General features: G+C 43.3%; 8 protein-coding genes and 1 pseudogene. 6 read left to right on the top strand and 3 right to left on the bottom strand.

Going from position 1 to position 10,002, the window contains the following annotated elements; genetic code table 11:
* Window positions 1-120: 120 nt before the first annotated feature.
* Window positions 121-339: pseudogene (locus AC5JMF_RS03260) on the bottom strand (reverse transcriptase N-terminal domain-containing protein); the annotation flags it as partial.
* 111 nt (window positions 340-450) lie between these two features.
* Window positions 451-654, bottom strand: a complete 204-nt coding sequence (locus tag AC5JMF_RS03255; protein WP_495794284.1) for a hypothetical protein — start codon at window positions 652-654, stop codon at window positions 451-453.
* Window positions 655-796: 142 nt separating this feature from the next.
* On the opposite strand from AC5JMF_RS03255, the gene AC5JMF_RS03250 reads away from it, so the two are divergent.
* Together AC5JMF_RS03250 and AC5JMF_RS03245 are read left to right on the top strand one after the other, a co-directional pair.
* Window positions 797-1,225 carry a hypothetical protein gene (locus AC5JMF_RS03250; protein ID WP_495794283.1) on the top strand — a complete coding sequence of 143 codons (429 nt, stop codon included), beginning with the start codon at window positions 797-799 and terminating at the stop codon, window positions 1,223-1,225.
* A gap of 295 nt (window positions 1,226-1,520) precedes the next feature.
* The gene (locus AC5JMF_RS03245) at window positions 1,521-1,730 is read left to right on the top strand and encodes a hypothetical protein (protein WP_495794282.1); all 210 of its coding nucleotides are present in this window, start codon (window positions 1,521-1,523) and stop codon (window positions 1,728-1,730) included.
* A gap of 1,181 nt (window positions 1,731-2,911) precedes the next feature.
* Here AC5JMF_RS03245 and AC5JMF_RS03240 read toward each other — a convergent pair.
* Window positions 2,912-3,076 (bottom strand): hypothetical protein, encoded by a 165-nt coding sequence (locus AC5JMF_RS03240; protein ID WP_495794281.1) that lies wholly within the window; start codon window positions 3,074-3,076, stop codon window positions 2,912-2,914.
* Window positions 3,077-3,234: 158 nt separating this feature from the next.
* Between AC5JMF_RS03240 and AC5JMF_RS03235 the strand changes: the two genes are divergently transcribed.
* The 4 genes from AC5JMF_RS03235 to AC5JMF_RS03220 all read left to right on the top strand — a co-directional run bounded on the left by AC5JMF_RS03235 (window position 3,235) and on the right by AC5JMF_RS03220 (window position 9,632).
* Entirely contained in the window at window positions 3,235-3,411 is a 177-nt protein-coding gene (locus tag AC5JMF_RS03235; protein ID WP_495794280.1) for a hypothetical protein, read from the top strand.
* A 121-nt stretch (window positions 3,412-3,532) separates the two neighbouring features.
* A complete protein-coding gene (locus AC5JMF_RS03230; RefSeq protein ID WP_495794279.1) occupies window positions 3,533-4,150 on the top strand; it encodes a Uma2 family endonuclease in 618 nt (205 codons plus the stop codon).
* Window positions 4,151-4,254: 104 nt separating this feature from the next.
* Window positions 4,255-6,792, top strand: coding sequence for a two-partner secretion domain-containing protein (locus AC5JMF_RS03225; protein ID WP_495794278.1), 2,538 nt, complete (start codon window positions 4,255-4,257; stop codon window positions 6,790-6,792).
* 293 nt (window positions 6,793-7,085) lie between these two features.
* A complete protein-coding gene (locus AC5JMF_RS03220; RefSeq protein ID WP_495794277.1) occupies window positions 7,086-9,632 on the top strand; it encodes a CHAT domain-containing protein in 2,547 nt (848 codons plus the stop codon).
* Window positions 9,633-10,002: the final 370 nt, after the last annotated feature.

Below are 10,002 nucleotides of genomic sequence, written 5' to 3'. Positions count from 1 at the left end.
ATGGATCGATAGCTTTCTTGTCGATTGGCTCTACTTAAAATTGTCCGGAGTATTGCTATAAGGGTCTGGGGTAGAAATCCCAGAGAGACTACGGAGTCTCAATTTAGTTGACCTTTTTCAGGTCGCACTGCCAGCATTTAGCTGAGATACTTGTCTTATTGCAAGAAATCGAGCCGAGGTGGATTTGAGAATGAGCTTTTGGAGTGACCTAGCCTTTCGCTTGTCTCCAACTTGAACAGCTTTAAATACGCGCTTTTGAAGGCGGAAAAGATTTCGGCGGAATTTCTTCCACGGTAGGGCTTTCCAAGATTCACTAGTTTTATAACTGTGTCTAATCATTTTCTCTTCTAGAGTTTGTATTTTCTGAACACCTCAGACCAATTACGGTCTGTCCTACCCGAATTGTGGGGATTCCGCTTCTCGTCTAGCCTACTTGGGGTTCGACTGCCCCTAGACCCACAATTCGTTTTTATTCGTTCCCTCGGAGAGATTGATTGTTCCTTTAGGTGTGGTCACTTCAACTACTAGATTCCCAGGACTCTTACCGTTTCTAGGTTGAAGAACGGCGGGAATTAATTCTCCAGTGAAATCAGGGATTTTTTTTGTTACGCCCTGTTTTATTGTAAGTTGCTTTTCTAGACCCGATTTCACCATAGGAACTCCCTGTTAGCGCCAGTGTCAACCCGCAACGGTCGTCTGATTACGCCCTGTTCCCAGCTTCACTCTACAAGAACCGAGCTTGTTCGGTGTGGGCAGATAAGGAGTCAATTCTGAGTCTGAATGGCAAGACTTACACTTGCATCCGACCGAGAGTTCAGCCCTTAATGACAGTGATCTGCTGTCAGGCTGGCTTAGTTATGTACGGACTGATTACCGTGATTCACTAAACAACGAATCGCACCAACCCACAATATCCATTCCCAATAACTGGGACTATCCTCGCTTTAGCTTTAGTCAGCGCACACAACAGGGCGTTATCGTTGGCATGGAGTACTACCTCACCAACAGCCAATTAGCTTATCAATACGGTCAAGGTTGGCGTTATGCTGTCATGCATCATGACGATTGTGAGGAGATTAGGCATTATTTTGATGACCAAATTCAAACGCTATCTCTTGCAGAATTACGAGCGCAAATAATCGCTGAAATTGACGAACATACTCAACAAATAGATGCTCTCAAGCAACAGTTAGCAGCCGTAACAGGGGGCAGGGTAGATGACTAAAACTGTTGATAACTACGTAGAAATAACAGCCTCTAAATTACTACGCTCTCTGCATAAAAGCGGGGGGAAAGCACCTCTGCACCGTGTTCAGTTCACTAATTCAATTATTCAGTACCTTACCAATTCGCAGTTCGCAGTTCGCAATTGCGGACGTAATTGTCAATTGGTTCATTCAGGGTACAAGCCCCCACTAATTTAATTGCGAATTGCGACTTGCGAATTGTTTTGGCGTGGATTTCTCTTAAAGATTGCTGAAGATTGTTGAATTAAACATAAGAATTAGGAGTAATGAAAAATGCCTCATCCCAATCTGCATACTTTGGTTGCTGCTGCAAAATTTATCCTCAGCGAGATTGACAGACATCCTGATTTCAAGGCTATTAACTATCACCCAGACTTAACAATTGGTGATGCTCAAACTGCACTGACTCATTTGAAATCGCAACTAGAGGAGAATTGTGATTTGAACCATGTCTTGACCAAACGATCACGATATACTTCATAACCCCATAGGACAACATATAGTTCAAAGCTATAAATGGAGTTGAAAAACCTCAAAATTTAAGTACAGCAAGCAATAGGGCTTTTGTGGTTCATTTGTATGCAATGCAGCGAACAGAGCTTTTAAAACTGAGTCCAAATGCGATCGCTTGATCACTTAATTTGTGGCTAAAACTGTTTTTGAACTATATTGTTGGCGTTTTGAATCATATTGTGACCGAATGTTGCAAATTTTAGCTCTCATTCATGTGTCACAATCTGGTTTTTTTACAAAATGCATAAATAAAACTTTTGGTGACATTATGGTTCATATTAAAAACACACGGACATGATTTGATTCATAGCATGAGGTGGTGAATTAGCTCTTAACCTTGAAATTCCGTTAACCTTTGGTCAGGCTATGGTTCAAAATTTGGTCACGCGGGGGGTAAAATCACAAGAATCAAAACCCCTCTGTCAAATCACAAGGATCTCCTAATAAGTAAAAACAATCGCTTGAATGAATAGCACTCACACAGGCGATGGCTTCGTCTGCCGCAGGCATCGCAAACCAACAAAGACATCTCTAATACCGATTCTCCAAAATTCAGCAACAGATCAAAACTCACAAACCCTTGTAAAATCTTGCTTTCTTAATTTGAATTTTGAATATGGTATTACATAGCTCCCTACTTTTAAAACATTTCTAAAGTTCAGCAGCAACAATAGCTATAGTTTTCGAGTCATTGTCTAGTCTTGACTTCTATTACCGAGCGAAGTCGCAGGACGAAACAATATCTTTAGTTTTCGGGTTGTTGTCTAGTCTTAGCCATCCTGGGCTTCCGACGTATTTATAAATCCAACCATCATTATGTAGCTGGTATAATTTTTGAGTTGTGCTTTGTCCATTTGCTGATAATAGACTTGTTATTTGTGAGACAACTAATGCAGAAGTAATGGATAGTAGACTTAATGTGCTTATAGTTGCACTAGGGATGTATTTGATACAACTCTTAACTGCTTTCGTTATTTTCAGTCGCATTCATTTTTCTCCTTGTGAACAAAGATAATCAAAAAAAATAATACTTATGCCAATTTACAAGGGTTTAACTTAATACTGTATTTATATTTCTTTAAACTCTTACAACAACACGAGGGCAAACTGAACACACGCTCCTCTCAAAATTCCCTGCTACACCTGTAGCCCTACAAAAGCATCAACACATTCGCCAGTATCGCAATCTGCCTCGCCAATATCTGCTTCGCCTCAGTTACCGACCCATGTCGTAGCTCATGAATGGCTTGATGCAACCCTGTATGTGCGTTGCTTGCTCCGTTGATTGCTGTCTGTAATACTTGTGGGTCTGTCATCCTGCAACCCTTTCTGTGCAATTATTCTAAATAGCTTTGTGGAGGAGCGGTCAGCTACAAGATACCGCAACTCCAATTTTTAGTACTTGTGCAAACTTTTACCTAAGAAAAGTAATGATAACGCTCTTAAAGTAGGATAGTTAGAAGGCAGTCGATTTGTGGTAACGGGAAGAGGTGGTGTTTCGCAAAATCCAATGCAGGAAGTGATGAGCGATCGCACTTGGTCTGATCTGCGAGATTTATCTGCATACCGAAAAACACAGCAGGTACAAGCACAAATACCCCTATCGTCAGAAATCTTTGTCCAAGCAACTTCCTGGCATCGCAATGCTTAGGGCAAAATTGAATTAATTGCGGCTCAACCAGCCTATTTACAACCATTTTTAAGCTGTGCTGCGATACCAAACTAATCAGTCCCGATGTTGAAAATGGTAAAGTCAAAGCGGAGGTTTTGATATGGCTCAAGCTTTAACCCAACTATTTACTTTTGAAGAATTTATCGAATGGCTGCCAGAAAACGCTGGGAAGCGTTACGAGTTACACGATGGGATAATTGTTGAAATGTCTCAGCCGAGTGGAAAACATGAAAAAGTTACGGGATTTTTAGCAGGAGAAATTACCGTTGAATATAAACGCTTGCAATTGCCATATTTTATCCCTAAAACAGCATTAGTAAAACCACCAAGAAAATCATCTGGTTATTCGCCGGATGTGGTTTTAATCAACGATGCTAATTTACACAATGAGGAATTGTGGGAAAAAGAATCTACCGTGACTCAAAGCAAATCCATTCCTTTAATTATCGAGGTTGTGAGTACAAACTGGGAAGACGATTATTACACTAAATTAGGGAATTATGAAGCAATGAAGATTCCCGAATATTGGATTATTGATTATGCAGCTTTGGGAGCCAGAAAATTCATTGGTAATCCTAAACAACCAACTATTTCTATTTATCATCTAGTTGATGAAGAATATCAAGTCGCGCAATTTAGAAATTCGGAACTTATTATATCCCCTACTTTTCCAGATTTAAAACTAACTGTTGAGCAGATTTTTAATGGTGCTTTGTAGAGCTTTTTTATATCTAAACTCCATGAAAATCTCGATAATATTAATATGCTGATAGCTGCTAATTATTTTGATTTCAGCCAATGAGTGTTAGCTAGACCACAATTTTGGGAACCCTGATACCAGAACGTCGGGGAATAATTTCTGGTATGAAAGCGATTCGCAAAGTTACAAGCCTTCAACTTAATGCTTTTCTATTTATATTAACAAATGTGCTATTAACTTCGGGAATGCTGTTGCCAGCAATGGCTCAAGTCACATCTGATGGCACTACCAATACCATTGTCAACCAAAGCGGGAATAATTTCACGATTCTCAACGGTATTGAAAAAAGTAGCAATTTATTTCATAGTTTCCGTGAATTATCTGTGCCAACAGGTGGGTCAGCAACCTTTAATTTAGTTAATACGCCAAATATTACTACTATATTTAGTCGAGTTACAGGTGGAAATGTTTCCAATATTCAAGGATTAATTCAAACTCTTAATAGTAATAATCCGGTAAGTTTATTTTTGATGAATCCGGCGGGAATTGTGTTTGGTAAAAATGCTAGTTTGAATATTGGCGGCTCATTTGTGGGAACGACGGCAAATAGCATCAAGTTTGCCGATGGTATGGAGTTTAGTGCGGTGAATCCGACCAGTCCGTCGTTGTTGACGATTAGCGTGCCGATTGGCTTGCAAATGGGCAGCAATCCTGCCCCCATTACCGTACAAGGCAACGGACACCGACTTACTACCGCCAATCCTAATTTCCCTGCGACCCCTAGTGCAACTCCCACGGGGTTACAAGTGCAACCTGGGCAAACGCTGGCTTTAATTGGCGGCAACCTAGGTTTCACAGGCGGTACCCTGACAGCGACGCATGGGCAAGTGGTGATCGCTGCTGTCGCCAATGGACAGATCGGTCTGACAGCCAGCGCCCAAGGCTGGGATTTCGACTATAGCGGTGTCTCCAGCTTTCGAGATATTCAACTAGCGCAACAGTCGATGCTGAATGCCAGTGGCATTGGCGGTGGACGCATCCAAGTGCAGGGAGCAAATGTAGGCTTGACAGATGGCTCAACAGCGTTGATCCAAAGCTTTGGTCTCCTGCCGGGTGGTGGAATTCAAGTTCGAGCTACTGATACCGTGAACATTCAGGGCAGCACACCCAATGAAATCATAGCGAGTGGGTTACGCACCAATCAGTTAGGGAGGCTTGGCGGTGGCAGCATTAAGATTGACACGCGCCGACTCAGCTTGCAGCAAGGCGGGGAAATTCGCGCCCAGAACTATGGAACGGGTGACAGCAGTGCCGTACAGATCAACGCTACGGAGTCGCTGGCAGTCGTTGGGTTTACACCTCTCACCCGACGGAACAGCACCATTACAACCCGTTCTTTTGGCGTAGGCGCAAGCGGTGCGATTACCCTCACATCGAGAGACATGACACTGCTGGATGGAGGTGGTGTCGTAGCACTTGCCTTCAGCACTGGAGAAGCTGGGAATGTGACGGCGAACGTTGATCGAACGTTGTTGATCAAAGGCACCGAACCTACATTAGTCCAGCGCAGCGGTATCGCTTCCGCTAGCGTTGTTACTGGCAATGCGGGACAAGTCTTGGTAAATGCTCAACGCATCAATATCCAAGCGGGTGGGCGCATCTCGTCATCGGCTTCCGCGCAGGGCAATGGGGGCAATCTGACCGTGAATGCCTCTGAATCCATTACGGTACAAGGAAAAGGGAACGGTCTCCTAGACTATAGTTCGATTGATGCATCGGTGATCATTTTCGATGAAGCTTTCCGACGGCTGTATAATCTCCCTCCTGTTCCCAGTGGAGCATCGGGCAACCTTACCGTGACGACATCGCAACTCAATATTCTTGATGGTGGGGTGGTCGGCGTCAGAAACGATGGAACGGGAAATGCCGGTAACTTAGTGGTGAATGCTAATACCATTCGATTGGATCGCCAAGGACGCATCACCGCATCCACCCAAGCGGGGGAAGGTGGCAATCTTAATGTGAAAGCCAACAGCTTGATTTTGCGACACAACAGTTCGATTACAGCCACTGCAAGCAGTAATGGGAATGGCGGCAATGTCACCATCAATGCACCCGTGATTGTCGGCTTTGAAAACGGCGATATCATTGCTAATGCGATCGCAGGTCGCGGTGGCAATATTAACATTACCACGCAAGGCATTTTTGGATTGAAGTATCGCGATCGCCTCACTCCTGAAAATGACATTACAGCTAGTTCTGAATTTGGTGTTAACGGTACAGTTGATATTAACAATTTTGGAGTTGACCCCAGTTCTGGCTTAGTTGAATTACCTGTAAACTTAGTCGATTCCTCACAACAAATTGCTACAGGATGTTCTAGTACAAACGGCAGTAGTTTTGTGGCAACAGGACGGGGTGGTGTTCCACACAATCCCAATCAACAAGTGATGAGCGATCGCACTTGGTCTGATATCCGCGACATTTCTGTATTCCGCAAAACTGGCGAAGTCACGGCACAAATTCCACCATCGCTAGAAACTCTGGTTCAAGCTACGTCTTGGCATCGTAATGCTGAGGGCAAAATTGAGTTAATTGCTGCTGCTCAATCTATTGCGAATGTACAACAAGCATTAACCTGTGCAGCGATTTCTAGATAATATGTAGGAGTCATCAACGGAAATACAAAATGCCGCTTAACTAATTGTATAGCCGTAGTCACATAGGTTAGGACAGTATTGATTGCTCAAAGCCTTGTAGACGCGCCAGAGGCTTCCCGTAGGGTAGCAACTGGATTTACTACTCAGCACGGGCTAAACCCTAGCTATCCGCTAACAGCACTTTGCTATATGCGATCGCTCATTAGGTGATAGATCGCATTATATGTTGGGCAATATACATCTAGTGATTTCCTCAACACTTGTGCTGTGCTTAATAATTAAGCTAAGTAATTATGACTTTCCGAATTAAACCTACTCGTTGGCTATACGTCAGCCTCAGTATTTTCAGTTTATGTTTAGCATTTACCATTACACCTATAAAAGCATCTCCACCAGTCACAAACTCGACTATCTCTTCCTCCCAGTCTAGTAATTGGCTAGAACAAGGACGGAATCTCTACCAATCAGGACGGTTTGCAGAAGCCATTACAGCATGGCAAACGGCAACAAAGCAATATCAAAAACAGGGCGATCGCCTCAATGAAGCCCTGAGTTTAAGTTACCTTTCCCTGGCACAACAGGAACTTAATCAGTGGGAAGCTGCTGGAAAATCTATCGAACAAAGTGTAAAACTTTTGCAAACGGCTAAACCCTCTGCTGATGCGATTATCTGGGCGCAAATACTGAATACAAAAGCCAATTTACAACTACGTACTGGTCATCCTGAAACTGCCCTCGAAAGCTGGCAACAAGCTCAAAAATATTACGAGCAGGCTAAGGATACAATGGGAAGCCTGGGTAGTCAAATTAACCAGGCACAAGCATTACAAAGTTTAGGATTTTACCGTCGCTCCCGACAACAATTAGAAGAACTAACACAAAAATTGGCAGCAATGCCAGATTCGGAAGTTAAAGTTAGTGGGTTGCGATCGCTTGGTTTAGCTTTGCACGCGATCGGTGATGGCAAAAGCCAGCAAGTCTTAGAGCAAAGTTTGGCCACAGCAAATAAAATTGCAGCTAAAACCCAGTTAAGTTCTATTCTCTCAACTTTGGGAAAAGTTGCCTCTGACTCCCAAAACCCGGAAGCAGCATTAAATTACTTTGAAGACGCTCAAACGGCGGCTACGAACCCAAATGAAGCTTTGCAAGCGCGTTTAGCTCGTTTCAAATTATTGGTGGATTACGACAAACTTTCAGATGCTATCCCCCTGGCATCTCAATTGCGACAACAACTGGAAAAATTACCCTCCAGCCATACTTCCCTTTATGCTGCAATTAATTTTGTGGCGACCTTGAATCGGTTGGAAAAGCCCGACCAAGTTCTACCAATCAAAGACCTGGCGCAACTGATGGCAACTACAGTCAAGTCTGCACAACAGATTGACGATGCGATCGCCCAAGCCTATGCGCTGTATCAGTGGGGACAACTCTACCGACGCACCCAGCAGTGGTCACAAGCAAAGGAATTAGCCCAGAAATCCTTGAATATTGCCCGTCAACTGCAAGCTGACGATATTATTGCTCAATCGGCATGGCAGGTAGGACAGTTGTACAAACAACAAGGCGATCGCCCAAAAGCGATTTCAGCCTATACTGAAGCTGTTAAGTCGTTAAAAGCACTGCGTTCCGATTTGGCTGCGGTTAACCCTGATATGCAGTTCTCTTTTGGCGAAAGTGTAGAGCCTGTCTACCGAGAACTAGTAAGTTTACTTTTAGATGAGCAACCAACCCAGGCAGCACTAATACAAGCCCGCGAATTAATTGAGTCACTGCAAGTCGCTGAACTTGATAACTTTTTCCGGGAAGCTTGTTTGGATAAAGCACAGCAGATTGACAAAGTTGACCCCACAGCAACGGTTATTTACCCGATTATTTTAAGCGATCGCCTAGCGGTGATTCTCTCCAAAACTGGGGAACCTCTGCGTTATTATGCAATTCGCAAACCCCAAGCAGAAATTGAGCAAACTCTGAATAATTTGCTTGTTGCTCTCAACCCTGTTTCAGATTCCCAACAAAGAGAGCAACTTACCCAACAAATCTATGATTGGTTAATTCGTCCTGCTGAGCAAGAACAACTTTTTAAAGATACTAAGACATTAGTATTTGTTTTGGATGGGAAGTTACGCAACATTCCCATGTCTGCTTTACACGACGGTAAGCAATATCTGATTGAGAAATATGCTGTTGCCCTCTCGCCAGGATTGCAACTTATGACTGCCCATCCGCTTCAACAAAACAAAATCAATGCGATCGTCGGTGGTATCAGTCAATCTCATGCTGGCTTTGCTGCCTTGCCTGCGGTGGAATCGGAAGTAAAGCAAATTTCCCAGACAGTGCCATCTGATCTGTTACTAAACCAAAAGTTCACCAGTCAAGCCCTAGCTGATCGGGTAAAATCCAGTCGTGTCAATGTCGTTCACCTCGCAACTCACGGACAGTTTAGTTCCCGTCTTGAAGATACCTTCTTACTGACATGGGATGGACAAGTTAATGTCAAGGAATTGTCTGAACTGCTGAAAAATCGGGGCGGCAATTCATCAAAAGCAATTGAATTGCTAGTACTGAGTGCCTGCGATACTGCAACAGGGGATGACCGCGCTGTCCTGGGACTGGCAGGTTTAGCAGTCAAATCCGGTGCGCGTTCTACGATCGCCACCCTATGGCCTGTCAAAGATAAGGCAGCCCAAATGCTGATGACTCGCTTCTACGACCAATTACGACAACCTAAAATTACCAAAGCCGAAGCACTGCGACAAGCGCAAATAAACCTGATTCGCCAAACAGATTTTCGTGACCCGTTCTTTTGGTCTGCTTTTGTTTTAGTTGGGAACTGGCTTTGATTAAGTAAAATTATGTACATTAAAGTCTAATATATGACAAATATGCTATAGCGGCAGAGATAGAAATCGCCTATAAATAATAAGATGTATACTTTTTCAGTCGCCTGATTAGGAATTCTCAAACGAACTGAATACTGTATTTAGATTAATGTATATTTTGTATCAAAAATTTACAAAAACAAGAGGTTAATCATGAAATGTCGATATTTAATTAGTGCATTGAGCGTCATCGCTCTAGTTGCTAATGGTGTATGCAGCAGTGCTTATGCTGTAACATTTACTCCGCCGACCAATAATGGCGCTCCCAGTCAAGCAACGGGAGGAGCCTCGCGTGGTAATCTGTTTACTCCAAAGAAAGGAAATGGTGCGC

Source organism: Desmonostoc vinosum (assembly GCF_059505385.1).
The sequence above is the reverse complement of the archived record's forward strand: the minus strand, read 5'-3'. Positions and strand labels throughout refer to the sequence as shown.

Bases quoted from the DNA above. Each gene is read 5' to 3' on its own strand.
- AC5JMF_RS03245 (WP_495794282.1), top strand. From the start codon at position 1,521: ATGCCTCATCCCAATCTGCATACTTTGGTTGCTGCTGCAAAATTTATC.
- AC5JMF_RS03255 (WP_495794284.1), bottom strand. From the start codon at position 654: ATGGTGAAATCGGGTCTAGAAAAGCAACTTACAATAAAACAGGGCGTA.
- AC5JMF_RS03240 (WP_495794281.1), bottom strand. From the start codon at position 3,076: ATGACAGACCCACAAGTATTACAGACAGCAATCAACGGAGCAAGCAAC.
- AC5JMF_RS03220 (WP_495794277.1), top strand. From the start codon at position 7,086: ATGACTTTCCGAATTAAACCTACTCGTTGGCTATACGTCAGCCTCAGT.
- AC5JMF_RS03230 (WP_495794279.1), top strand. From the start codon at position 3,533: ATGGCTCAAGCTTTAACCCAACTATTTACTTTTGAAGAATTTATCGAA.